This is a genomic window from Nesterenkonia xinjiangensis, assembly GCF_013410745.1.
Taxonomy (GTDB): domain Bacteria; phylum Actinomycetota; class Actinomycetes; order Actinomycetales; family Micrococcaceae; genus Nesterenkonia; species Nesterenkonia xinjiangensis.
Genome location: NZ_JACCFY010000001.1, coordinates 1,222,797 through 1,245,825, shown reverse-complemented (window position 1 = coordinate 1,245,825; position 23,029 = coordinate 1,222,797). Strand labels below are relative to the sequence as shown.

The window sequence follows — 23,029 nt, the reverse complement described above, 5'->3', positions numbered from 1 at the left end:
ATCGCGGCGTCTGCCCGATGACACGCCGTCGTCGGGGGTGAGATGCCGTGATTCGTGGCCACTCGACGTCGAGGGGGGATGGATCAGAGGTGGATCCCCTCGCGGGCGAGCAGTCTGCGCTTGGTGCCCACGCCGCCGAAGCCGTAGCCGCCGATGGAGCCGTCGGCCCTGATCACCCGGTGGCAGGGGATGGCGAAGGCCACCAGGTTGTGGGCGCAGGCGCTCGCCGCCGCGCGGTGTGCCAGCGGCCGACCCGCCATCTGGGCCAGCTCCGCATAGGAGACCGTCTCCCCGGCCGGCACCTCGCGCAGGGCGGCCCACACCTGCTGCCGATACGCGGAGCCGGGCTGGACGACGGCGACGTCGTCGAAGGCCTCATGCTGACCCTGGACATAGGCGGCCACCGCCTCGGCGACGACGCCACAGTCGGTGGGCAGCGGATTCATCTCCCGGTCCGCGGTCTCCGGGGCCGCTGCTTCCAGGTGATCCATCATCTGCTCCAGGGCGCGGCCGATCGCGGCGACCTCGGGCTCTGCTCCTTCCGGGCGTGCCAGGCTCGCCGCACGGATGGTGTCGTCTTCGGGGGAATGGACCACCACCACGGAGCCCAGCTCGCCCAGCGAGGCGGAGCACCAGCGCAGCTCGGGCAGAGAGGCAGGGGTTGCGGTGCTGGTGCTCATGGGGTTCTCCAGGGTGCGGGTCAGGTCGTGAGCGGTCTCAGGTGGTCAGCCGGAGGACATGGGCGCGCATCAGGTCGTCCTCGACGTCGGCACTGCCCGGGCCGAGTTGGCCGAAGCGCAGGATGTTGACCATTCCCAGGAGGCCGGCCCAGACAGAGACGGCACGCAGCGCGGCCTGCGGCGAGATGGTCAGTCCGAGCTCCTCGAGCTCTCCGACCAGCCAGGTGGCGGCGGGGTGCGATCCTGCGGCATCGGAGAGCTGCCGGTGGGGCGTCTGGTCGTGGAGCTCAGCGACCAGGCGTGCCGCCTGCACGGCAGTTCGAGTGCCGGGAGGGACCGTCTCCTCGGGAGCGCGATAGCCCTCCACCGGTGATCCGTGGATCAGGGCCCAGCGCTGCGGAAAGCGGCGTGACCAGTGGAGCATCGTCACCGCCAGGACCTCCAGGGTGTCGCCCTCGCGCGCCAGGGCGGCCTCGACGTCGTCGGCGAGACCCTCGTAGGCGTCTGTGATCAGCAGGGTCAGCAGCTCGTCCCGGCTGCGGACGTAGCGATAGACGGCGCTCGAGACCACGCCGAGTTCACGGGCCACCGCGCGCAGGGAAAGCCCATGGGGCCCCTCGGAGTCGAGCTGCCTGTTCGCGATCTCCAGGACGGCGGCCTCGGTGTCCCGACGGCTCTTCTCCCGTGGGGTCAGGCGGGCGGCGTCGGGCGGCATGCGGCGATCCTATCAACCTCTCGGAGAGCGTCATGCTCGTGGGAGAGAGGCAGTGACGAGAGAGGTCACCAGTCACTAAAAAGAGCACTGATCTTGTCTTTGGAGCGTCGGTCAGCTAGGCTCTCGATCAAACGAGAGCAGTGCTCTCTTCATGCGACGACGAGAGGTCCCAGGATGCGTAGAGCAGTGGTGGTCGGCCATGGCCAGATCGGTTCGCGAGTGACCGCCGATCTGCTGGCCCGAGGTGTCGAGACGGTGGTGGTGACGCGGTCCGCCCGGGCGGCGATGCCCGAAGGTGCTCATCATGTGATCGGCGATGCCGCGAGACGTGCGGACATCGCGTCCGCCGCCGCAGGTGCTGAGGTCATCTTCGCCTGCTTCCACACCCGCTATGACTCACGAGCCTGGGCTTCGGAGCTGCCGCGGATGGAGCAGGCGGTCCTCGAGGCGGCGGCCGAGAGCGGTGCCGTGGTGGTCTTCCCGGAGTCCACCTACGCCTTCGCCGGGGACGCGGAAGTGCTGAAGGAGGACTCCGCCTACGCCCCGGTCGAGGACAAAGGGCGGGTGCGGCGGGAGCTGCTGGAGGCGCGAGCCGCACACTCGGCGCGGGTGATCAGCATCCTGGCAGGAGATCTCATCGGCGCAGACGCCGAGCCGAGCAGCAGCGTGGTGCGCCTGCTCATCACTGAGCGCGTGGCAGCAGGTCGTCGAGCCATCATCCCCGCCGACCCCGACGTCGCCCATGCGGTGACCGAGATCGCCGACCTCAGCCGGGCCATGATCGCGGCGGGGGCAGATGCGCAGGAGCTGCTCGGGAAGAGCCCCCACCGGCTCCTCATCGCGCCGTCGCAGGCTCCGACGCTGCGCCAGGTGGCGGAGCACGCCGCCGACGTCGTGGGTCGAGCGCACCGGGCACCTGTGGTGCTGCCGCACGTGGTGCTCCGGGCGACGGGGCTGATCAGCCGGACGATCCTGGAACTCGCCAGGCTCAGGCCGATCTGGCGACGTCCCTGCACCCTGGTCCCCAGCGAGGAGCTCCTGGTCCGCGCCCCGGTCACGCCCTGGCGGGAGGGCGTGCAGGACATGATGGAGGACGCCGCGCGGCGTCAGGCCCACGAGGTCATCGTGGGGTCCTGATCGGGCGGGTGCGTCTCTGGACGACCTGCTCAGTCACCCTCCGTGGCATCGGCATCAGCGTCCGCGTCGGGGGCCTCGTCCTCAGTGCCGGGCTCGGCGTCCTCGGCGTCGTCGGCGGAGGAGTGCTCCTCGGGGTCCACCACGAAGTTCCCCGTCATGGTGACTCCGCTGGCCGGCTGCAGCAGGCAGTTGATCCGCCGGTCGCCCTCGCGGCGCCAGGTCGACTCGGTCGGGTGGGAGATGCGGACCTGCAGCTCGAAGTCCACGGCGTCCACGGCGTCCTGGTCCAGCTGCCCGTTGTCCTCGCAGGTCATGTGCGCCCGTTCTGAGATGTCCTCGTCACCCGGGTACTCGCCGACCTCCAGATCCTCCCAGTGGATCACCTGGACGTCATAGCTGTGTCCGCACTCGATGATCGTGGCCGGGGCGGACTCGTCCTGCGGTTGGAAGCCAGTCAGGCAGTCGCCGGCCAGCCACTGGTCCGGCTCGGCGTCCCGCAGGATCACGCCGTCGATGCCGGGATCCTCCTCGCGCTCGGCGACAGTCTCCGGCAGCTCGGCCGGCTCGTCTCGGAAGAGGAACCACCACAAAAGGGACAGGGTGACTAGCACGACGAGTCCGCCGGCGAGGACGAAGGGCAGCACGTTCGGGCGTCGGGGATCACGATTCGCGGTCTCCCGGACGTCGAAGGACTCCAGGTGGCCGGAGTCGTCCGGGGAGATCTCCTCCGGGGAGTCCTCGGGGGGTTCCGCCGTCGCTCCCTCGCGGGCCGTCGCTCCCTCGCGGGCGTCGGGCTCCGCTGCGGTGGTCCTCCGGTCAGCCCGACGTCGGGCCTCGCGGCGCGATCGGCGCGTCGGGGGGAGAGGTCCGGAGGGCTCACCTGAGGAATGGTCGGGCGACTCAGTGCTGTCTTCCACTGCGGCGGTGCTCCTGTGCGCGTCGTGGCGGGATCGGCGGGACATGTCGAACGGCGTCCTGGTGGAGCGCAGGCGAAGGTGATGTCCGTCCCATCCGGATGCCCACGGCGCCGTCGGCGAAGGTCGACGACGAGCATCCGGGGGGCGTCGGACAGGCACAGCACCCCGCGAACTGGACCATTCGGGCGCACAGAGCACCGCAGGGCGGGGCATCCTGGAGGACTTCGCCCTGGGCGGACGTGCGACGCACCGTTCCCAATCATGTTAACCTAGGTACACGAACCAGTAGATCGCAGAGATACTCCCGCGTTGCACCCTGCCCGGCATCGCGAGGACCTGAGAAGACAGAGGGGGTCTCGCTCATGGGGCGCGGCCGTCAGAAGGCGAAAGCAACGAAGCAGGCGCGGGAGATCAAGTACTTCACCCCGAACACCGACCTGTCAGCTCTCGAGCGAGAGCTGGCTCAGTCGCGTGGTGAAATCCCCGCCGAGGAAGCCACCTCACCCGAACCGGAGGATGAGTCGTACGGCTACGACGACCTCTCGGAACGCTACGGCCGCTGAGACCGTGGAGCAGGGACGCACTGCTCCCGCCAGCACTCAGGCCGTCACAAGCAGCAGTGAATCCGATCCGGCGATGACCGCCGGGTCGGATTCTGCTGTGTCCGAGGAGTCCGCCGGAGGCCTCGGCGCACAGGAGATGCGCCCCGCCACCGATTCCCCGGCCTTCACCATCCCCGTGGCCAACGCCCACCGGGCCGCGCTGCGGTCCATCGAGCGCGTCGTCGAAGACACCGCGCCTCCGCAGGCCGGGGAGGCAGCCCAGGCCGGCATCCTGCAGATGCTGCGCGTCGGCGGGGTGCTCGCCGTCACCGGCGCCGGAGTCTCCACCGACTCCGGCATACCCGACTATCGCGGCCCTCAGGGGTCCCTGCACCGTCACCGGCCGATGACGTACCAGGAGTTCCTGCACGACGAGGGCGCCCGCCACCGGTACTGGGCGCGCAGCTTCGTCGGCTGGCGGCATATGGACAGTGCCACGCCGAACTCGGCGCACCATCTGCTCGCCGGCTGGCAGCGGTGGGGCACGCTCTCCGGGCTGGTCACCCAGAACGTGGACGGCCTCCACGCCCTGGCCCACCATGAGGTCGGGGTGGAGTCTCCGCTGATCCCGCTGCACGGCGATCTCGCCACCGTGGCCTGCCTGACCTGCGGAAACCGGGAGGAGCGCCGACACCTGGACACCCGCCTGGAGGAGGCCAACCCCGGCTACGCTGAGGAGGCCCTCCAGGCCGCGGAGAACGTCAATCCCGACGGCGACGTCGCCCTCGAGGACTCCTGGATCCGGCGCTTCCACATGGTCGGCTGCCTGGTCTGCGGGTCCACCCGGCTGAAGCCCGACGTCGTCTATTTCGGCGAGGGCGTGCCTGCTGAGCGCAAGGTCCTGGTGGACGAGCTCGTGGAGCGGTCCTCCGGACTCCTGGTGGTCGGTTCCTCGATGGCGGTGATGAGCGGCTTCAAGATCGCCCTGCAGATGCACCGGGCGGGGCGACCGATCGGCATCATCAACGGCGGGCCGTCCCGTGCCGACGCGAAGGCCGACTGGCGGTGGCGGACGCGGATCGCCCCTGCGCTGGAGAGTCTCGACGCCGCGCTGAGGTGAGCTGCCGGTCAGGTCTGCGTGTGCTCCCCGGCGCCCAGCCGGATGATCGCCTCCACGATCGTGGACCGCTGCGCCTCGGTGAAATGCCCGGGAGCCAGCGCCTCATAGAACCACAGTCCGTCCGCGGCCAGCCGTGCCAGGAACGGCAGCAGGTCCGGGTCGACGCCGGCCGCGCGGCCCGGCACGTCGGCGTCGTCGGGCGTGCCACGGGGCGGCGGAGGCGACCACCGATCGTGCACCGTGTCCCAGGCCGCCTGGGCGGCGGGATCCCCGGCGGACTCGAGCATCAGCAGCAGCTCCGCCCGGTCGGGGTTCTGTGACGCGCGGATGTAGGCGTCGAGCCGCTGCCCCGGCGTGAGCTCCTCGTAGGGAGCCCCCGCCTCAGACTCCATGCAGGCCTCCCACTGGCCCGCGACGTGCTCATGCAGGGCCAGGAGCATGTCCTCCCGGGACGGGAAGTGATAGAGCAGTCCGCCCTTGGTCAGGCCGGCCTCGGCGGCCACCGATTCATAGGTGATCGCCGTGACGCCGTCACGCTGGACGATGTGCTGGGCGGCGTGCAGGATCTCGGTGCGTTTGGACTGTCGCATGATGCCCCAGCCTAGCGGCCCGTGGCAGCCCGCCGCTCGGCTCGGCCCGGGCGGGGGCTGCAGGCTGAGTGCCCGGGTCGGCGCATCTGCTCAGTGGTTCCCAGGGTACGCCTGGGAGGCGGTGCCGGGCAGGTGCCGGCGCAGCAGCGAACCGGTGATCAGAGTGCCGGCGGCCAGCACCGCCGTCACTGCGGCCAGCACCACGAGGAAGGAGCTGTCCATCGCCTGGGAGGCCGCTGCGACGACGTCGCCCTCCCCGCTGGTCAGCGCCTCAGTGGGACTGGCCCCGGTGAAGCGGTCTGCCCCGGCGGGCAGGGTGAGGAAGCGGAAGTAGGCGAAGTTCAGCAGGCTGCCCAGGGTGGCGACGGCCACCAGGCCGCCGAATTCGTAGGAGACCTCCTCGATCGATGCGGCCATCCCTGCCCGGCGCGGCGGCACATTGCCCATGATCGCGGTGGAGGCCACGGAGATCGAACCGCCCAGGCCTACTCCCATGATCAGCAATCCCAGCACCAGCACGGAGAGCATGTCCTGCGCGGCTCCGGCGACCGAGACTCCTGCTCCCAGCGCCGCCACGGACAGCCCTCCGGAGATCAGCACGAGCAGGCCCGTGCGGTGCAGGATCGCTCCACCGATCAGCGCCATGGGCAGCGCCCCGACGGCGATCGCCGAGACGAGCAGTCCTGCCTGCAGCGGGGTGTAGCCCTCGACCAGCTGGAAGCGCTGGGTGCTGGCGAGCTGAGTGCCCATGATCGCGAAGATGCTGGCGCCGGCGGCGGCCACACCGGCGGCGAAGGCTCGGTTGCGGAAGATCGTGAAGTCGATCAGGGGCTCCTCCAGCCGTGCCTGGCGCCGCCCGAACACGGTGAGCGCGACGACGGCGACCAGTGCCGAGCCGATGACCAGCAGCCAATCGACCCCGTCCTCGGCCAGGGACTTGATGGCCAGCACGGCGGCCGTCAGTCCGATCATCACCTGGGCGGAGGAGAGGCCGTCCCAGCGCTTGGCCGGGTTGGTGAGGTTGCGCGGTCCGGCCAGGATGATCGCCAGGGACCCGGCCACGGCGATGGGCACGTTGATCAGGAACACCGAGCCCCACCAGAACCGCTCGAGCAGCAGTCCGCCGACGATCGGACCGATGGCCATGCCCACCACGGAGACCGAGGCCCAGACGGCGATCGCCAGGTTGCGTTCCTTCTCCATCGGGAAGCTCACCCGGATCAGCGCCAGGGTGGCCGGCATCATCGCAGCCGCTCCCACGGCCAGGAATGCGCGGGCGGCGATCAGAGCCTCTGGGGTGAGGGAGAAGGCGGCGGCCAGCGAGGCGACTCCGAAGATGACCAGCCCGTACTGGAAGAGCCGCTTATGGCCGAGCCGGTCACCCAGCGCGCCGGAGCCGGGAAGCAGGCCGGCGATGACCAGCGGGTAGGCGTTGATGATCCACAGGGATTGGGAGGTCGAGGCGCCCAGATCCTCGGTCAGCCGGGGCAGCGCGGTGTACAGGACGGTGTTGTCCAAGGTGATGAGCAGCAGGGCGGAGGAGACGATGACGAGCACGGTCCAGCGCTGCCAGCGGGAGAGCTGAGGAACGGGCCCGGGGTCCACCAGGGGGAGGGATGCGGTCGCCATGACATCAAACTGTACTGGATGTATGGTTCGGTGGGCAGGGGTGGGAGGCCGAGATCACCCTGACGGGGTCGGCGGGACGCTTGGCCTGCGCTTCAGCGGCGAGCCATGTAGAGGGTGAACGCCCTGGTCAGCAGGCGGTTCACCGGGTAGTCCCACTCGCCGTAGGTCTGCACCACGTCGGCGCCCATGGTCGTCTTGAAGCGAGTGAGCCCGGCCAGCGGGTACTCGGGATCCAGCGAAGGGCTGAGCCCGCCGAGGTCATACCACCGGCATCCGGCGGCCAGGGCATCCTCGATCTGGCGCAGCTGCAGGGCTCGCGGGGCGTAGCGCTTGCGCTCCTGGGAGGAGGAGGCACCGTACACATACCAGGCGAACTTCCCCTGCCGTACGTAGATCGCTGCGGCGAGCAGCGCGTCCTCGTGGTGGGCGAAGTACAGGGTGCACTCGGTGTCCTCGGCGGCGTTGAGCTCCCGGAACATCCGCTGGAAGTAGCTCAGCGGGCGGCCGGTGAAGTCGTCCCGCTCAGCGGTCTCCGCATAGAGCGCCTGCCAGGCGGGGAGGTCCTCCTCACCCCCGGTCGTGATGACCAGCTCCGAGCGCGTGGACTTGCGGGTCTGCCGTCGTGAGGTTTGGTCCATCCGCGCCAGGACGGCGTCGACGTCAAGCGGGCCGCCCTCCTCGTCGGTCAGCGGGATGCGGGCCTGGAACTGCGGCTGCCCGGCCTCGAACTCCTCAGACTCCTGCGGGGGCTCCCAGCCCAGGCCCTCCAGCTCGGCGCGGACCGCGACGGCGCCGTCGTCAACCTGCAGGGGCTCCAGCTCGGAGATCACCGTGTGCTCCCCGGCGGCCAGCGCGCGGCGGACGTCCTGGGCGGCCCAGCGGCGGGTCACCCCGGGCAGGCCCATGCGGATGAGGAAGGCGCCCTGACCCTTCAGGTGGTCCACGATCGCCGGAAGCAGAGCGCTGAGCGCGACCTCCTCGGCGTCGAAGACCGGACCTTCGGCCAGATAGGCGAGGCTTTTGCGGCCCAGCACCGGGACGGCGGAAGGGAGAGGCAGACGGCGGTGGAGCACCAGGGTGGCGGCCACCAGCCGGTCACCGTCGAAGGCGCCCAAGGACTCTCCGCGCCAGTCTGTCTTCACCTGCGGCCACCGGGGGTTCTGCAGGAAAGAGGCGGTCGGGTGCTGCGCCAGGAACGCTGCGTGCTCGTCGGCGCTGATCGGATGCACAGTCAGCTGCTGCGCTCCGCGGGGCCCGGGGTGCTGGGGTCGAGTGGTCACTTCCCTGATGATACCGGCCGCACCGCAGCCCTTCGGGGATGACGGCAGGTGGTGCGAGGGATCCGGGACCCCGCACGGAGTCTCAGAATCCGGGCGTCGGCGGCACGCGCGGCATCGTCGGCACGGCGCGCGCTAGGCTCGTCCGGGTGACCATCCTCTCCCTGATCCTCTTCGCCCTGGCGACGGCGGGGACTCCCGGACCGAACAACACGATCGCCATGGCCTCCGGCGCGACCTACGGCCTGCGCCGCACAGTACCGGCGATCGTCGGCGTGAACATCGGCTTCCCGGTGATGGTGGTGCTCGTCGGACTCGGGCTGGGGCAGGCGCTGGCGCAGTGGCCGGTGATCCTCGACGTGCTGCGTCCGATCGGCATCGCCTACCTGCTGTACCTGGCGTGGAAGATCGCCTCCGGGCCCACGGACCTGTCCGTGCGCCACGGTGCCCGGCCGCCGTCGTTCCTGCAGCTGGCGCTGTTCCAGTTCGTCAACCCCAAGGCCTGGACGATGGCGGTGGGCGCGATCGCCGCCTATACGGGGCACTGGGAGTCCTTCACCGTCGAAGTGCTGGTGATCGGCGCGGTGTTCCTGATCTTCGGCACCCCCTGCACCGTGACCTGGACGCTGATGGGTGTCGGTGCGGGGCGGCTGATCTCCAAGCCGGCGCATCTGCGGATGTTCAACCTGGTCATGGCGGGTCTGCTGGTGGTCTCCCTGGTGCCCGCCGCGGTGGACACCGTGGAGTCGATCCTCGGCTGATCCGGCTGGTGCAGCACCCGTCCTGCTTCGCCCCGAGGCGTTCGAGGGCGGCACGCGACTGACGATTGTGGAAGTGCGTCCGGAACTCCACCGCCAGGCGCCCCAGATCCTCGAAGACCCGGGCCAGCAGGAGGCGCTTCATAGGCGCGTTGACGCCGGTGCGTTGGGTCCGGCGCAGAGCAGCCAGGTGGAGCCGATCTCGAGGCGCGGAGTGCGGGCGTCGATGTGCATGAACGTGGTCATCCCGACCGGGTGCCGCTGGCGACGTCGATCACCGCCCAGGGCGCCATGGTGCCGTCCTCAGGTCAGCCCCCCGTCGTCCTGCGCCGCCTCAGCGCCTCACGTCATGTCCTCGAGCTGCTTGCCCTGCTCAGGCGGCACCCCGATATGCGTCGAGTGGGGGATTCCGCTACGGCTAACAGTCCTCATGGGCGAGTTAGCCGTAGCGGAATCCCCCACTCGACGGGTGGCTGAGGCGCGCTCGAGGGGTGTTTGGGTGCACGAGCTACTCCATGTCTTCGAGCTGCTTGCCCTTGGTCTCCGGGACGAACCTGATGACGAAGAACAGGGAGATCGCCGCACAGGTGGTGTAGAAGCCGTAGGCGACGCCGAGGCTCATGTCAGCTAGGGCTGGGAAGGTGGTGGAGATGGTGAAGTTGGCCATCCACTGGGCGGCCGCGGCGATGCCGAGCGCAGTGGCGCGGATCCGGTTGTTGAACATCTCGCCCAGCAGCACCCACACCGCCGGGCCCCAGGACATGCCGAAGAAGACCACGAACCCGTTGGCGGCCAGCAGGGCCACGACTCCGCCGGTGTCGGTCAGCTGCGGGGTGAGCGTTCCGTCGGCTGCCTCCACCACCGGAGCGGTGGCGAAGATCCATGCCAGCAGGCCCAGGGTGAGCGTCATGCCGGTGGAGCCGATCATCAGCAGCCGACGACGACCGATCTTGTCCACCAGGGCGATCGCGATGATGGTGACCACGATGTTGGTCACGCCGGTGATGACGGTCTGTGCGAGCGCATCGGCTTCGGTGAAGCCGACCGCCTGCCACAGGGTGGAGGAGTAGTAGAAGATCACGTTGATGCCCACGAACTGCTGGAACGTGGAGAGCAGGATGCCCACCCAGACGATCGGCAGGAGACCGAGTGCCGGGCCGCGCAGGTGCTTCAGGCGGGTGCGGGCCTCGGTGCCCAGGGACTGTCGGATCTCCTCGATCCGCTGGTCGATGCCGGTCTCGAGCACCCGGCTGAGGACTTCGCGCGCCTTGGCCGGTGAACCCTTCTTCACGAGGAATCGCGGCGACTCGGGGATCATCAGGGCGAACGCGCCGTAGGCCAGCGCCGGCACCACCTCGGCGAAGAACATCCAGCGCCAGGTCTCCAGCCCGAACCATAGCTGCTCCGCGGCTCCTCCGGAGAGCCCGGCGAGCCACGCGTTGCACAGCAGGGCCACAAAGATCCCGGTGACGATGGCCAGCTGCTGCATGGAGCCGAGGCGGCCACGGATCTGCGCCGGGGAGATCTCGGCAATGTAGGCGGGGGCGATCACCGAGGCGGTGCCGACGCCGAGGCCGCCGATGACCCGCCAGACGATCAGGTCTGCGGCGCCGACGGCGAAGGTGCAGCCGACCGCACTGACCAGGAACAGCGAGGCGGCGATCAGCATGACCCGGACGCGGCCGATGCGATCCGCCAGGCGGCCTGCGGTGAACGCGCCCACCACGCAGCCCAGCAGGGCCGAGGACACCACGAAGCCGGTCAACCCGGCGCTGAGTCCGAATCCCTCACGGACCGCGGTGACCGTCCCGTTGACAACCGCTGTGTCGAATCCGAACAGGAAGCCGCCCAGCGCTGCCACGGAGGCGAGGAGAAGGGCCTGGCCGGTGTGGAATGACTCGGGGATCTGCCGGGTGTCACTCATGTCGCCCTCCTGCGCCTCGGGATGCGGCGGTCACCGGCGTGGCGCTGTCGAGCGGCGAGGCTGCCGAGCAGGCCGCAGGTGACGTGGTGCATGTCACTTTAGGCCTCACGCGGGAGGAAGTCCACGGTGCGGCGAGGGCGATGAGGGCGACCCCTGGTCATGACCTGCCCTCACCGATAGGCTGACGCGTGACAGCAAGGGCGCCATGGATCCCACGGCGAGGGTCGGCGTCGTCGACGACGGGGAGAGGTTGGTCATGGTCGAACTGAATCACACCGGGGCCCGTCTGACCCCGCAGGAGGTGCGGCACCGGCTCTCCGAGCACGACGCCGCCCGGCTCGGGCTGAGCGGCTGGCGCCGGTGGGGCCTGGGCACGGCCGCGGTCTCACCGGGACAGGTGAAGTTTCAGGTGGGGGCGTGTCTGTTCATCGCCTCGGCGCAGCTCATCGCGTTCCTGAGCCGCGCCACCAGCGGGCCCCTCGACGGCTGGGATCGCTGGTTGTCCTTGCCGGGTGTCACGGTGTTCTACGTCCTGACCCTGGTGTTCTACGCGGTCTACCGGGGCAACGTCGACGACGGCGTCTACGAGCGTCTCGCCGAGGCCCGCCGCCTCGAGGCCCAGGAGCGCGTCGCGAGGTTTACGGCGGGCCAGTCCCGCTGACACGCATCGAGTGGGGGAATCCACTACAGCTAAATCGCCTCACGAGCGGCTTAGCTGTCGTGGATTCCCCCACTCGATGGGGGGTGGGGGGTGATCAGGAGGCGTAGGCGCCGGTGAGCAGCACGCCGCCGCCGTCGACGCCCTTGGCGCCCTGGACGAAGTCCTCGCCGGCACCAGCGACGTCCTCGGGGGAGTACTCGGTGACCTCGCCCATCACCCAGGCCGTCTGGCCCGAGGCGCTCAGCTGCGTGAGGGCCTCGACGGCCTTCTCCGGGGCCACCACGGTCACCATCCCCACACCCAGGTTCAGGGTGCGCTCCAAGTCCGCCTGGGGCACGCGCCCCAGCTCGGCCACCACGGAGAACACGGCCGGCCAGGACCAGGTGGAGCGCTCCACCGTCGCCATCAGGCCGGCCGGCAGCACCCGGGCCAGGTTCGCGGCCAGGCCGCCACCGGTGACGTGGCTGAACCCGCGCACCGGCAGGTCCGCGGGCAGCTCGCCCTGAGCCGGGTCGCCGTTGAGCGCCTTCACCAGGTCCAGGCAGGGCGTGGTGTACAGGCGGGTCGGCTCCAGCAGCTCCTCGCCCAGCGTGCGTCCGAACTCGGGCACCTCGCGCTCGTAGCCCCAGCCGGCTGAGGACACCACGCGGCGCACCAGAGAGTATCCGTTGGAATGGATGCCAGAGGAGGCCATGCCGATCACCACGTCTCCGGCGCGGACCCGCTCCGGGCCCAGCACTGCAGAGGCGTCCACCACGCCGGTGGCGGCCCCGGCGACGTCGTACTCATCCTCGGCCAGCAGGCCCGGATGCTCAGCGGTCTCCCCGCCCACCAGCGCGGTGCCGGCCTCCGCACAGGCCTTCGCGATCCCGGAGACCACGGCGGCGATGCGCGCCGGCTCCACCTTGCCGGTGGCGATGTAGTCGGTCATGAACAGCGGCTCGGCACCCATGACCACGATGTCGTCGACCACCATGCCGACCAGGTCGAAGCCGATCGTGTCGTGGACGTCCATCGCCTGGGCGATCGCGACCTTGGTGCCCACCCCGTCGGTGGAGGTGGCCAGCAGCGGCCGCGGCAGCGCCTTCAGCGCCGACGCGTCGTAGAGTCCCGCGAAACCGCCGACGCCGCCCATCACGGCGGGCGTGTGTGTCGCCTCGATATGAGCCTTCATCAGCTCGACGGCGCGGTCTCCCGCCTCGACGTCGACCCCGGAGGATGCATAGGTGATCGGTGCCGGCTGATCGGTCATGAAGTGGCCTCCGCAAGGGACTGGTCGTCGATGTCGAACTCTGCATCCGGACCCGGCTCGCACGCAGAGGCTGCGGAGGGGTCCATGCCCGGCAGCTCCGGCTGCTCTAGCAGCAGCTTGCCGCGACGGTTCGACGGCGGCAGCTCGATCGGATACTCGCCCGAGAAGCAGGCGGTGCACAGCGTGGAGCGGGGCTGCTCGGTGGCGGCGATCATGCCCGCCTCCGAGATGTAGGACAGCGAGTCGGCCCCCACGGCCTGCCGGATCTCGTCCATGCTGGCTCCGTTGGCGATCAGCTCTGCCCGGGTGGCGAAGTCGATCCCGTAGAAGCACGGCCATTTGATCGGCGGGGAGGAGATCTTCACATGGACCTCCTTCGCGCCCGCCTCCTTGAGCATGCGCACGATCGCCCGCTGCGTGTTGCCGCGCACGATCGAATCGTCCACCACCACCACCCGCTTGTCCCGCACCACATGCTCCTGCACGTTGAGCTTCAGCCGGATGCCCAGCTGGCGCAGCGTCTGTGAGGGCTGGATGAAGGTGCGTCCGACATAGGCGTTCTTGATGAAGCCCTGGGCGAAGGGCAGGCCGGAGGCCTCGGCGTATCCCACCGCGGCCGGCGTCCCGGACTCCGGCACCGGGATGACGATCTCGGCGTCGTGGGTGTCCTCCCGGGCCAGCTGGCGTCCCATCTCGACCCGGGACTCATAGACCGAGCGGCCGTTGATGTTGGCGTCCGGCCGGGCCAGGTAGACGTACTCGAAGACGCAACGGGCCGGCTTCTCAGCGGCGAATCGCTGGGAACGGACGCCGTCGGCGTCGATGGCGATGAACTCGCCGGGCTCGATCTCACGGATGACCGAGGCGCCCACGGTGGCCAGCGCCGACTGCTCCGAGGCGACCACCCAGCCGCGCTCCAGCCGGCCCAGCACCAGCGGGCGCACGCCCTGCGGGTCGCGCGCCGCGTAGAGGGTGTTCTCGGTCATGAACACCAGGCAGAACGCACCTTTCAGCGTGGGGAGCAGCGCCATCGCCTGCTCCTCGAGACTGTCGCCCTCCTCGTCCTTCAGCAGTGCGGTCACCAGCGCGGTGTCGGTGGTGTTGCCCTGGGCGAGCTCGCCGAACGACGGCGTCACCCCGCCGTTGCGCTCCACGAGCCTGTCGTAGAGCTCCGCGGAGTTGGTCAGGTTGCCGTTGTGTCCGAGGGCCACGGTGCCGTGCGGGGTCTCTCCGAGGGTCGGCTGGCCGTTGGACCACTGCCCGCCTCCGGTGGTGGAGTAGCGGCAGTGACCGAGGGCGATGTGGCCGTTCAGAGCGGTGAGGGTGGACTCGTCGAACACCTGGGAGACCAGGCCGATGTCCTTGTAGATGCGGATGCTGCTGCCGTCGGAGGCGGCGATGCCGGCCGATTCCTGTCCACGGTGCTGGAGGGCGTAGAGGCCGTAGTAGGCGAGCTTCGCGACCTCCTCGCCGGGGGCCCAGACACCGAAGACGCCGCATTCGTCCTGCGGGGCGGCGTCGTCGTCGAGCAGATTGAAGTTCAGGCGACCGTCAGCGCGGGCCATTCTCGTCGGTCCTCTCGGAGGGGGCGGGGTCAGCGGGGACTGCGCGATACGTGCGAGTCAGCCGGCGCGAACGGCGCTCGAGGAGCAGCCAGGACAGGGCGGCAAGCGCCAGACCCGGCAGGGAGAGCGCAAAGGTCAGATAGCCGATGTTCCCGGCCACGGTGTAGTCCTCCGCCGAGCCGGACACCAGGACCACGACGACGGCGGCCACGAACGCCACGACCACACCGGCCACGAGGAACGGGACGAGCCGGGGTGTGGGGCGGACCATCACCCGACGGTGCTGCTCGCTGGAGGACATGGACTCCAGTCTACTGGCTCTGCACGGGGCGGAAGAACGCGCGCGGGCTGCGGTCGGTCCGGCGTGCTCAGGCGCCGGAGGTCCGCTGCCCCAGCTCCTCGCCGGTGATCCGCCGGTAGGCGTCCAGGTAGCGCTCGCGGGTGGCGGCGACGACGTCCTCGGGCAGCGCCGGCGGGGCGATGCCCGAGCCGCGCTCCCAGCCGGAGGCGGACGAGGTCAGCCAGTCCCGCACGAACTGCTTGTCGAAGGAGGGCTGGGCCGTGCCCGGCTCCCAGGACTCGGCCGGCCAGAACCGGGAGGAGTCAGGGGTCAGCACCTCGTCGCCGAGCACCAGCTCGCCGGTGGCGCGGTCGTGGCCGAACTCCAGCTTGGTGTCAGCCAGGACGACGCCGGCCTCGCGGCAGGTCTGCTCGGCCAGGCGGTAGACCCGCAGCGTGGCCTCGCGCAGCTGGTCGGCCAGCTCCTCGCCGACCGACGCAGAGAGCTCCGCGAAGCTGATGTTGACGTCGTGTCCGCCCTGCTCGGCCTTGGACGAGGGGGTGAAGATCGGCTCCGGGAGACGGGAGCCGTCGGTGAGCCCCTCGGGCAATGGGATGCCGGTGACGGTGCCGGATCCACGGTACTCGGCCAGCCCAGAGCCGGTGAGGTAGCCGCGGGCGATGCATTCGGCCTCGACCATCTGGAGATCGCGGCAGATCATCGCCCGGCCGGCCACCGCCTGGGGCACCTCGGTGGAGACCACATGGGTGGCCACTCCGGCCTCGCGCAACCGTTCGAACCACCACAGGCTCAGCTGGGTGAGCACGCGGCCCTTGTCCGGAATGGGGGTGGAGAGCACGTGGTCGTAGGCGCTGATCCGGTCGCTGGCGACCACCAGCACCACGTCCTGCCCGTCCCAGGCGGAGCCGGGGGCGGGGCGGTAGAGGTCCCGGACCTTCCCGGAGACGGCGTGGGTCCAGCCGGGCAGCTGGGCGTGCACACGGATGTCCCCGGCCAGAGCCTTGGCGGCGATGTCGGTGCGGTGCTGGGCGCCCTGCCAGCCGATGCGGTCCACGCCCGCGTAGGAGCGCTGCACGGCCTCGGCCAGCGTGGAGCCGGTGCCGACCACGGCCAGGACACGCCCGCCGGCGGAGAGCAGCCGCCCCTGCTCGTCCCGGCCCGTGCCGGCGTGCAGCACGGCCACGCCGTCGAGGTCCTCCGCGGCGTCCAGGCCGGAGATGACATCGCCCTTGCGCGGGGCGTCCGGGTAGTTCTCGGCGGCCATGACGACGTCGACCGCGTAGCCGTCACGCCAGTCCAGCTCGCGGTCCGCCCCCAGCGAGCCGGTGGCGCAGTCCAGCAGCAGCCGGCCCAGCGGGGTGGCGAGCCGTTCGAGCACGGCCTGGGTCTCGGGGTCCCCGAAGCGCACGTTGAACTCCACCACGCGCACCCCGCGGGAGGTCACGGCCAGGCCGCAGTACAGCACGCCGACGAATGGGGTTCCGCGGCGGGCCATCTCGGCCACGGTGGGGCGGGCGACGCGGTCCATCACCGTGGCCACGAAGTCGCGCGTGGCGCCGTCGTCGTGGGTCTCGGTGTAGCCGGTCAGCCAGTCCAGCGGCGTGTAGGCGCCCATGCCGCCCGTGTTGGGGCCGGCGTCGCCGTCGAAGATGCGCTTGAAGTCCTGGGCGGGGCTCAGCGGGACCAGGTGCTCGCCGTCGGAGAGCACGAACAGCGAGACCTCCGGACCGTCGAGGAACTCCTCGATCACCACGGATCCGCCGGCCTCGAAGCAGGCCTGAGCGTGGGCGAGGGCGGCGTCGCGGTCTGAGGTGACCACCACGCCCTTCCCGGCGGCCAGGCCGTCGTCCTTGACCACGTAGGGAGCGCCGAAACGGTCCAGGCCGACCTCGGCGGCGGTGAGTTCGGTGGCGTGCACCGCGCCCGCGGTGGGCACGTGAGCGGCCTCCATGACCTCTTTGGCGAAGGCCTTCGAGGCCTCCAGCTGGGCGGCCGCGCCGGAAGGGCCGAAGACCGGCACCCCGGCCTCGCGGACGGCGTCGGCGACTCCGGCGGCCAACGGAGCCTCCGGGCCGACGACGACGAGGTCATAGCCGTGGTCGGTGACCAGCTGGGCGACGGCCTCGCCGTCGGAGGCGTCCACCGGGTGGCAGGGGACATCCTGCGCGATCCCGGCGTTGCCCGGGGCCGCCTCGACATCGGTGACGGAGTCGTCACGCAGGAGTGCTCGGACAATGGCGTGCTCGCGGCCTCCCGGCCCCACAACAAGTACCTTCACGGTCGTCAAGCCTACGGCATGGCGCCTTCCGCCGCCCTAGACTGGCCGCATGAGCGCCGACCACCTCCGCACCGCCCGCACCGCATCCGCCGCCTCCCTCGCAGCCCCCGCTCCGGACACTCCGGCTCCGCACACCGCGGCCGCCGCAGAGTCGGCAGAGCTGGCCTGGGTGACCCGGGCCGGGGCCGTGGAATCGCGGCACATCGGCTCAGCGGTGCTGCTCGGTCCCGATGGCACCGTGCTCGAGTCCCTGGGCGCCCCGCAGCGGCCGATCTTCCCACGCTCCACGCTCAAGCCGTTCCAGGCCATCGCCTCCCTTCGCTCCGGTGCGCTGATCTCCCAGGAGGCCGTAGCACTGGCCTGCGGCTCCCACAACGGGTCCCGCCGGCACCAGGAGGTCGCCGCAGGGGTGCTCGCCGAGGAGAAGCTCGACGAGTCGCACCTGCGCTGCCCGGCGGCCTACCCCTCCCGGGAACGGGACCTGGTGGACCACATCGCCGCCGGCCGGGAGAAGACCCCGCTGGCGTTCAACTGCTCCGGCAAGCACGCCGCCTTCCTCGCCGCCACCCGCACGCAGGGCTGGCGGCTGGCGACCTATACCGAGGCCCGGCACCCCATGCAGCAGGCGGTGATGGCCGTGCTGGAGGAGTACTGCGAAGAGACCCCTGGAGTCATCGGCACGGACGGCTGCGGCGCCCCGGCGCCGTCGATGAGCCTCACCGGCCTGGCGCGTGGATTCTCCAAGATCGCCTCCGCCACCTCCCGTCGTGACGCAGAGGTCCACGCCTTCACCGTCTCCCAGGCGATGCTCGACTATCCGTGGGCGGTCCACGGCCGCGGCGAGGTCAACACCGTGGTGATGGAGGAGCTGGGGCTGCTCGCCAAGCTCGGCGCCGAAGGGGTGCTGGTCATCGGTGCTCCGGACGGCACCACGGTGGCGGTGAAGACCCTGGACGGCAGCCAGCGGGCCAACAACCTGGTGGCGCTGAGCCTGCTCGCCGCCCATGACGTCATCGACGTCGACTCTCTGGGGGCGGTGCTCAAGAAGATCATCCGTCCGATCACCGGAGGGGTCGACGACGCCCAGGTGGGCAGCATCCGGCTGTCCCACACGGTGCTCGAGCGGCTCTGAGCACGGGCTGGACCCGGGGGAGATCAGATCACGGAGACGAGCTGACATGGCACGACGACGCATCACCGCCGAGGCAGGCGCCTCCGCGCTGGATCGCTGGGCCGCATCGCCGGAGGACGTCGACCGCCGCACCCTGGCCACGGCGGTGCGCCATCTCCTGGAGGAGCTGGCGGAGCGGGTGCCGGGGAACTCGGTGGAGGTCCGGGTGCCGCCCTTCGGGGTCACCCAGTGCCTCGAGGGTCCGACGCACACCCGCGGCACGCCGCCCAACGTGGTGGAGCTGGACGCCCGCACCTGGCTGGAGCTGGCCACCGGCCGGCTGAGATGGTCCGAAGCGCGTGCCGCCGGCCGGGTATCGGCCTCCGGGATCCGCGCGGATCTGACTGAGGTGCTGCCCCTGGTGTGAGTCTGAGCCGCTCCCTGAGCCCGTTGAGATGGTGCGTTTCCGCCCGAATGGCCATCTGACGGGCCCAGTTCGGGCGGAAACTCACCATCTCGACGAGGGTTCCCCAGGCGTCAGTTGGGCGAACCCATCGTGGCCTCCCACGCGGCGTGCAGCTTGGCGTAGTAGCCGCCGTCGGCGATGAGTTCGGCCGGGGAGCCGTCCTCCACCACGCGGCCCTCGTCCACCACCAGCACACGGTCGGCGATCGCCACAGTGGAGAGCCGGTGCGCGATGATCAGCGCCGTGCGGTGGCCCAGCAGCCGCTGCAGGCCCTGCTGGACCAGCTGCTCGCTGGGCAGGTCCAGCGACGACGTCGCCTCGTCCAGGATCAGCACCGCCGGGTCGGCGAGGAACGCCCGGGCGAAGGAGATCAGCTGCCGCTGACCGGCGGAGAGCCGACCGCCGCGCTTGTTCACGTCGGTCTCGTAGCCTTCGGGCAGGTCCATGATGAACGCGTGGGCGCCCACTGCGCGAGCCGCGGCGACGACCTCCTCCTGCGGGGCCTCCGGACGGCCGAGCGCGATGTTCTCGGTGATCGTCCCCGAGAACAGGAAGGCCTCCTGGGTCACCATGGCCACGTGCCGGTGATGGTCGGCCACGGCGAGCTTCCGCACGTCGACGCCGTCGAGGGTCAGGGACCCTGCGGTGACGTCGTAGAAGCGGGCCAGCAGCTTGACCAGAGTGGACTTGCCGGCCCCGGTGCGCCCGACGACGGCGACGGTCTGTCCGGCCGGGATGTGCAGGTCCATCTCGTGCAGCACCACCGGGCCCTCTGCGGAGTAGCGGAACTCCGCCTGGGAGAACTCCACCTCGCCGCGGGACTCGTCGAGATGCTCCGGCTCCGGGTCCTCGGTGATCGTGGGCTTCTCCTCCAGCAGCCCGGAGACCTTCTCCAAGGCGGCGGTGGCGGACTGCAGCGCGTTGTAGAACATGGCGATCATGTCCAGCGGCTGGAAGACGCGCTTGGTGGCCAGCAGCAGGGCCACGAGAACCCCGACCTCCAGATCGCCCTGCAGCACGCGGAACCCGCCCCAGACGAGCACCGCGGCCACGGTGAGGTTGCCCAGCGCCAGCAGCGCGGGCTGCAGGATGCCGAAGAGCCCCAGGGAACGGACCATGTCGTTGCGGTAGTTCCTCGCCAGCCGGTCGTACTGCCGGGAGCGGGAGGTCTCGCGGCGGAAGGCCTGCACGGCGCGGATGCCGGTCATGGTCTCCACGAAGTGGACGATCATCCGCGCCGAGGAGATGCGGGTCTGCCGATAGGCGACCTCGGAGCGGCGTTGGTACCAGCGGCCCAGAAACACGATCGGCACCGCCGCGGCGACCAGCAGAAGCCCGGAGCGCCAGTCGAGGATGACGATGGAGATCGCGGTGAAGGACATGAACATGAGGCCGGAGACCAGCGAGCTGATGCCCTGGTCGAGCAGCTCGCGCAGGGACTCCAGGTCGGAGGTCTGCCGGGAGATGACCTTCCCGGAGGTGTAGTCCTCGTGGAAGTCCAGGCTCAGATGCTGGGTCTTGCGGAAGACCTCGCCGCGGAGGGTGAACAGCATCTGCTGCGACACCTCGGCCGTCATCCGGGTGTAGGCCCAGGTCAGCACCCCGGCGATCACTGCCGCGGCCACATAGCTGACCCCGGGCAGGATCATCCCGGAGGTCTGGCCGTCAATCATCCGGGGCAGGCCCCAGTCGATGGCCCAGGCGATGATCAGCGGGGTGGCGGCCTGTGCGGCCTGGGCGACCATCACGAACAGTGCGGTGATCAGCAGCTTCAGCCGGACCCCTCGGGAGAGGTGGACCAGCAGCTTCCAGGAGCGGCGTCGGATGAACTTCCGCTCCTCCTTGTCCATGTCGATCTGTTCTTCACCGGCGGTTCCCCGCAGATGGTCGAAGCGCGGGTCTGACGGGGAGAAGCTGCCATGGCGGATCGCCTCGGGCACGCTGGTGCGGGTCGTCGCGGCGACGGGGTCGACGTCGAAGTCCGGCACCTGCTCATTGCGGCGGGCGGGGCCGCGGCGTCCGTTCCGGGGGGTCTCAGCCACGGGTGCTCACCTCCTCCATGGAACCGGTGTCACCGGTGGTGTCTGCCTCGGTGTCGTCCGTCCTCTGCTCGGCAGGGATCGCGCTCTGCTCGGCAGGGATCGCGCTCTGCTCGGCAGGGATCGCGCTCTGCTCGGCAGGGATCGAGTCCATGATCTCCTCAGCTTCAGGGCTCGTGCTCATCACATCCCGGTACAGGGCGGAACGGGTCAGCAGTTCGTCGTGGGTGCCGACGTCGGCGATCCGACCCTCATGGAGCAGCGCCACTCTGTCGGCCATCGCCACCGTGGAGGGGCGGTGGGCCACGATGAGGGTGGTGGTGCCTTCGAGGACCTCTCGCAGTCGGTGGGTGACGCGTTCCTCTGTCCGCACGTCCAGGGCGGAGAGCGGGTCGTCGAGCAGCAGCACCGAGGGTGCGGCGGCGATGGCGCGGGCCAGCGCGAGGCGCTGACGCTGGCCGCCGGAGAGGCTGAGCCCTTCCTCGCCGATGGCGGTGTCGACGCCGCCGGGCAGGTCCTCGACGAACTCGGCGTCGGCGGTGCGCAGGGCGCGGGCCAGCACCTCCTCGAGCTGATCCGGACGAGGAGCGCCGTCCCGGTCGGGGTGCTGCGGGTCGTCCTCGTCACGGTCGTGGGCGGTTCCCAACAGCACGTTGGCCCGCACCGAGGAGGAGAACAGTGTGGGGTCCTCGAAGGCCACGGCGATCCGCGAGCGCAGGTCGGCCAGGTCGAAGTCTCGCACGTCGACGCCGTCGATCCGCACCGTGCCGGAGGTGACGTCGTAGAGCCGGGGGATGAGGTTCAGCAGTGTGGAGGTCCCGCCGCCGGTGTGGGACACCAGCGCCATGGTCTCTCCGTGCTCGATGCGCAGGCTGACGCCGTCGATCTGGTCACGCTCATGGGGCTTGGCGTCCGGGTAGCGGAAGTGGACGTCGTCGAGCTCCAGTGTGCCGTGCTCCGGGGCGCGGATCGGCTCCGCCGGGGAGGTGATGGTGTTCGTCGTGTCCATCACGTCGGCATGCCGGTCGATGGCGGTCTTCGCGGTGAAGGTCATGCCCAGCAGCATGCCGACACCTTCGATGGGGCCTTTGAGCACTGCTGCGGTGGCGAAGAACGCCGCGAGGGCGCCGACGGTGACCCCGGTGGTGTCCTCGTGGGCGACCTGCCACAGGCCGATGAGCAGGCAGATGCCCAGCACGGTCTCCGGCAGGGTGATCATCACCAGCAGGAATCGGGCCAGGGTGCGTGCCTTGGCGACCTCGGTGCCGCGCAGCCGGTCGGCCTGGCGGACGAAGCCCTTCAGCGCATGCTCGCCGCGGCCGAAGGCCTTGAGCACCCGGATGCCGTGCACCGACTCCTCCACCGAGGTGGCGACGTCGCCCGCCTGGTCCTGGGCGCGCCGGGAGTAGTGCACGAACCGGGTGCGGAACGTGGGCCCGTAGACGATGATCGGGATCGCTGCGGCGAGGAAGACCACGGTCAGCAGCGGGGAGAGCCGCATCATGAGGGCGAACCCGACGATCACGCTGATCACCGAGGAGACGAACATGATGGAGCCGAAGGCGAACCAGCGGCGCAGCAGATTCAGGTCTGCGATGGCGCGGGACTGGAGTTGGCCGGCACCCCAGGCTGAGTGGAAGGAGGCCGGCAGGTGCTGCAGCTTCTCGAAGAGTCGGGTGCGCATGGCGCTCTCGGCGTCGGAGGCCGGCGGCAGCACGAAGAACCGACGCAGGAAGAACAGGAACGCCTCCAGCATGCCCAGGGCGAGGATGACTCCGGCCGCCGTCCAGACGGCGGCGGTCTCCGCTCCCTCGGCGAGCACGGAGTTCACCAGCACCTGCAGCACCTGAGGGATGGTGAGTGCCACGATGCCTGCTCCGACTGCGGAGAGCAGGCCCAGGGTCCAGCGCAGGCGGATGCCCTGCAGGTATGGATTGAGGCGCCCCAGCGCCTGCCAGAGGGTGCGGCGGCGTGTGGAACTCTCAGATTCCAGGTCTCGTGATTGTCGTTGCATCGGGCAACTGATCCTAGTCTACGGAGGTCGGCGTTGGAACCCTCCGCGTGCGG

At 70.1% G+C, this 23,029-nt stretch carries 20 protein-coding genes; 7 read left to right on the top strand and 13 right to left on the bottom strand.

Going from position 1 to position 23,029, the window contains the following annotated elements; all coding sequences use genetic code 11:
• Nucleotides 1–83: 83 nt before the first annotated feature.
• Both HNR09_RS05805 and HNR09_RS05800 read right to left on the bottom strand, forming a co-directional pair.
• Complete coding sequence (locus HNR09_RS05805; RefSeq protein WP_179541182.1) at nucleotides 84–680, bottom strand: methylated-DNA--[protein]-cysteine S-methyltransferase; 597 nt, start codon at nucleotides 678–680, stop codon at nucleotides 84–86.
• A 37-nt stretch (nucleotides 681–717) separates the two neighbouring features.
• Entirely contained in the window at nucleotides 718–1,395 is a 678-nt protein-coding gene (locus HNR09_RS05800; protein WP_179541181.1) for a TetR/AcrR family transcriptional regulator, read from the bottom strand.
• Between the two features lie 174 nt (nucleotides 1,396–1,569).
• On the opposite strand from HNR09_RS05800, the gene HNR09_RS05795 reads away from it, so the two are divergent.
• Complete coding sequence (locus tag HNR09_RS05795) at nucleotides 1,570–2,532, top strand: NAD(P)H-binding protein (RefSeq protein ID WP_179541180.1); 963 nt, start codon at nucleotides 1,570–1,572, stop codon at nucleotides 2,530–2,532.
• Nucleotides 2,533–2,561: 29 nt separating this feature from the next.
• Here the strand turns inward: HNR09_RS05795 and HNR09_RS05790 are convergent, their stop codons facing one another.
• On the bottom strand, nucleotides 2,562–3,494 hold the full coding sequence (locus HNR09_RS05790) for a hypothetical protein (protein WP_179541179.1): 933 nt from the start codon (nucleotides 3,492–3,494) through the stop codon (nucleotides 2,562–2,564).
• Between the two features lie 317 nt (nucleotides 3,495–3,811).
• On the opposite strand from HNR09_RS05790, the gene HNR09_RS05785 reads away from it, so the two are divergent.
• Nucleotides 3,812–4,012: a DUF3073 domain-containing protein gene (locus HNR09_RS05785; protein ID WP_179541178.1), complete on the top strand. Its 201-nt coding sequence runs from the start codon at nucleotides 3,812–3,814 to the stop codon at nucleotides 4,010–4,012.
• Nucleotides 4,013–4,148: 136 nt separating this feature from the next.
• Complete coding sequence (locus HNR09_RS05780) at nucleotides 4,149–5,111, top strand: Sir2 family NAD-dependent protein deacetylase (protein ID WP_179543037.1); 963 nt, start codon at nucleotides 4,149–4,151, stop codon at nucleotides 5,109–5,111.
• Nucleotides 5,112–5,119: 8 nt separating this feature from the next.
• On the opposite strand, the gene HNR09_RS05775 is transcribed toward HNR09_RS05780, so the two are convergent.
• From HNR09_RS05775 to HNR09_RS05765, 3 genes are all read right to left on the bottom strand, one after another.
• Nucleotides 5,120–5,701 carry a TetR/AcrR family transcriptional regulator gene (locus HNR09_RS05775; protein ID WP_179541177.1) on the bottom strand — a complete coding sequence of 194 codons (582 nt, stop codon included), beginning with the start codon at nucleotides 5,699–5,701 and terminating at the stop codon, nucleotides 5,120–5,122.
• Between the two features lie 90 nt (nucleotides 5,702–5,791).
• The gene (locus tag HNR09_RS05770) at nucleotides 5,792–7,330 is read right to left on the bottom strand and encodes an MFS transporter (RefSeq protein ID WP_179541176.1); all 1,539 of its coding nucleotides are present in this window, start codon (nucleotides 7,328–7,330) and stop codon (nucleotides 5,792–5,794) included.
• A gap of 92 nt (nucleotides 7,331–7,422) precedes the next feature.
• The gene (locus HNR09_RS05765; protein ID WP_343047458.1) at nucleotides 7,423–8,610 is read right to left on the bottom strand and encodes a lipid II:glycine glycyltransferase FemX; all 1,188 of its coding nucleotides are present in this window, start codon (nucleotides 8,608–8,610) and stop codon (nucleotides 7,423–7,425) included.
• Nucleotides 8,611–8,756: 146 nt separating this feature from the next.
• Between HNR09_RS05765 and HNR09_RS05760 the strand changes: the two genes are divergently transcribed.
• On the top strand, nucleotides 8,757–9,368 hold the full coding sequence (locus HNR09_RS05760; RefSeq protein WP_218881892.1) for a LysE family translocator: 612 nt from the start codon (nucleotides 8,757–8,759) through the stop codon (nucleotides 9,366–9,368).
• Nucleotides 9,369–9,873: 505 nt separating this feature from the next.
• On the opposite strand, the gene HNR09_RS05755 is transcribed toward HNR09_RS05760, so the two are convergent.
• Nucleotides 9,874–11,289, bottom strand: a complete 1,416-nt coding sequence (locus HNR09_RS05755; RefSeq protein WP_179541174.1) for a sugar porter family MFS transporter — start codon at nucleotides 11,287–11,289, stop codon at nucleotides 9,874–9,876.
• 205 nt (nucleotides 11,290–11,494) lie between these two features.
• Between HNR09_RS05755 and HNR09_RS05750 the strand changes: the two genes are divergently transcribed.
• Complete coding sequence (locus HNR09_RS05750; protein ID WP_179541173.1) at nucleotides 11,495–11,950, top strand: hypothetical protein; 456 nt, start codon at nucleotides 11,495–11,497, stop codon at nucleotides 11,948–11,950.
• Between the two features lie 94 nt (nucleotides 11,951–12,044).
• Here the strand turns inward: HNR09_RS05750 and purM are convergent, their stop codons facing one another.
• The 4 genes from purM to purD all read right to left on the bottom strand — a co-directional run bounded on the left by purM (nucleotide 12,045) and on the right by purD (nucleotide 17,346).
• Entirely contained in the window at nucleotides 12,045–13,202 is a 1,158-nt protein-coding gene (gene purM / locus HNR09_RS05745; RefSeq protein WP_179541172.1) for a phosphoribosylformylglycinamidine cyclo-ligase, read from the bottom strand.
• Nucleotides 13,199–14,767: an amidophosphoribosyltransferase gene (purF, locus tag HNR09_RS05740; protein WP_179541171.1), complete on the bottom strand. Its 1,569-nt coding sequence runs from the start codon at nucleotides 14,765–14,767 to the stop codon at nucleotides 13,199–13,201. Before purF ends, purM begins: the two co-directional genes overlap by 4 nt.
• Entirely contained in the window at nucleotides 14,754–15,068 is a 315-nt protein-coding gene (locus HNR09_RS05735; RefSeq protein WP_179541170.1) for a hypothetical protein, read from the bottom strand. Before HNR09_RS05735 ends, purF begins: the two co-directional genes overlap by 14 nt.
• Nucleotides 15,069–15,135: 67 nt before the next feature.
• On the bottom strand, nucleotides 15,136–17,346 hold the full coding sequence (purD, locus tag HNR09_RS05730; RefSeq protein ID WP_179541169.1) for a phosphoribosylamine--glycine ligase: 2,211 nt from the start codon (nucleotides 17,344–17,346) through the stop codon (nucleotides 15,136–15,138).
• Between the two features lie 49 nt (nucleotides 17,347–17,395).
• Between purD and HNR09_RS05725 the strand changes: the two genes are divergently transcribed.
• Together HNR09_RS05725 and HNR09_RS05720 are read left to right on the top strand one after the other, a co-directional pair.
• Nucleotides 17,396–18,478, top strand: coding sequence for an asparaginase (locus tag HNR09_RS05725; RefSeq protein WP_179541168.1), 1,083 nt, complete (start codon nucleotides 17,396–17,398; stop codon nucleotides 18,476–18,478).
• 46 nt (nucleotides 18,479–18,524) lie between these two features.
• On the top strand, nucleotides 18,525–18,884 hold the full coding sequence (locus tag HNR09_RS05720; protein WP_179541167.1) for a sterol carrier family protein: 360 nt from the start codon (nucleotides 18,525–18,527) through the stop codon (nucleotides 18,882–18,884).
• A 110-nt stretch (nucleotides 18,885–18,994) separates the two neighbouring features.
• Here the strand turns inward: HNR09_RS05720 and HNR09_RS05715 are convergent, their stop codons facing one another.
• Both HNR09_RS05715 and HNR09_RS05710 read right to left on the bottom strand, forming a co-directional pair.
• Nucleotides 18,995–20,773 carry an ABC transporter ATP-binding protein gene (locus tag HNR09_RS05715; RefSeq protein ID WP_179543035.1) on the bottom strand — a complete coding sequence of 593 codons (1,779 nt, stop codon included), beginning with the start codon at nucleotides 20,771–20,773 and terminating at the stop codon, nucleotides 18,995–18,997.
• 184 nt (nucleotides 20,774–20,957) lie between these two features.
• Nucleotides 20,958–22,976: an ABC transporter ATP-binding protein gene (locus tag HNR09_RS05710; RefSeq protein WP_179541166.1), complete on the bottom strand. Its 2,019-nt coding sequence runs from the start codon at nucleotides 22,974–22,976 to the stop codon at nucleotides 20,958–20,960.
• Nucleotides 22,977–23,029 lie beyond the last annotated feature (53 nt).

What these genes read in the sequence shown, in the direction of transcription:
- HNR09_RS05720 (WP_179541167.1), top strand. Translation starts at nt 18,525, where the DNA reads ATGGCACGACGACGCATCACCGCCGAGGCAGGCGCCTCCGCGCTGGAT.
- HNR09_RS05775 (WP_179541177.1), bottom strand. Translation starts at nt 5,701, where the DNA reads ATGCGACAGTCCAAACGCACCGAGATCCTGCACGCCGCCCAGCACATC.
- purF (WP_179541171.1), bottom strand. Translation starts at nt 14,767, where the DNA reads ATGGCCCGCGCTGACGGTCGCCTGAACTTCAATCTGCTCGACGACGAC.
- HNR09_RS05785 (WP_179541178.1), top strand. Translation starts at nt 3,812, where the DNA reads ATGGGGCGCGGCCGTCAGAAGGCGAAAGCAACGAAGCAGGCGCGGGAG.
- HNR09_RS05800 (WP_179541181.1), bottom strand. Translation starts at nt 1,395, where the DNA reads ATGCCGCCCGACGCCGCCCGCCTGACCCCACGGGAGAAGAGCCGTCGG.
- HNR09_RS05805 (WP_179541182.1), bottom strand. Translation starts at nt 680, where the DNA reads ATGAGCACCAGCACCGCAACCCCTGCCTCTCTGCCCGAGCTGCGCTGG.
- HNR09_RS05710 (WP_179541166.1), bottom strand. Translation starts at nt 22,976, where the DNA reads ATGCAACGACAATCACGAGACCTGGAATCTGAGAGTTCCACACGCCGC.
- HNR09_RS05790 (WP_179541179.1), bottom strand. Translation starts at nt 3,494, where the DNA reads ATGTCCCGCCGATCCCGCCACGACGCGCACAGGAGCACCGCCGCAGTG.
- HNR09_RS05750 (WP_179541173.1), top strand. Translation starts at nt 11,495, where the DNA reads ATGGATCCCACGGCGAGGGTCGGCGTCGTCGACGACGGGGAGAGGTTG.
- HNR09_RS05715 (WP_179543035.1), bottom strand. Translation starts at nt 20,773, where the DNA reads ATGGACAAGGAGGAGCGGAAGTTCATCCGACGCCGCTCCTGGAAGCTG.
- HNR09_RS05735 (WP_179541170.1), bottom strand. Translation starts at nt 15,068, where the DNA reads ATGTCCTCCAGCGAGCAGCACCGTCGGGTGATGGTCCGCCCCACACCC.
- HNR09_RS05770 (WP_179541176.1), bottom strand. Translation starts at nt 7,330, where the DNA reads ATGGCGACCGCATCCCTCCCCCTGGTGGACCCCGGGCCCGTTCCTCAG.
- HNR09_RS05780 (WP_179543037.1), top strand. Translation starts at nt 4,149, where the DNA reads ATGCGCCCCGCCACCGATTCCCCGGCCTTCACCATCCCCGTGGCCAAC.
- purM (WP_179541172.1), bottom strand. Translation starts at nt 13,202, where the DNA reads ATGACCGATCAGCCGGCACCGATCACCTATGCATCCTCCGGGGTCGAC.
- HNR09_RS05725 (WP_179541168.1), top strand. Translation starts at nt 17,396, where the DNA reads ATGAGCGCCGACCACCTCCGCACCGCCCGCACCGCATCCGCCGCCTCC.
- HNR09_RS05755 (WP_179541174.1), bottom strand. Translation starts at nt 11,289, where the DNA reads ATGAGTGACACCCGGCAGATCCCCGAGTCATTCCACACCGGCCAGGCC.
- HNR09_RS05795 (WP_179541180.1), top strand. Translation starts at nt 1,570, where the DNA reads ATGCGTAGAGCAGTGGTGGTCGGCCATGGCCAGATCGGTTCGCGAGTG.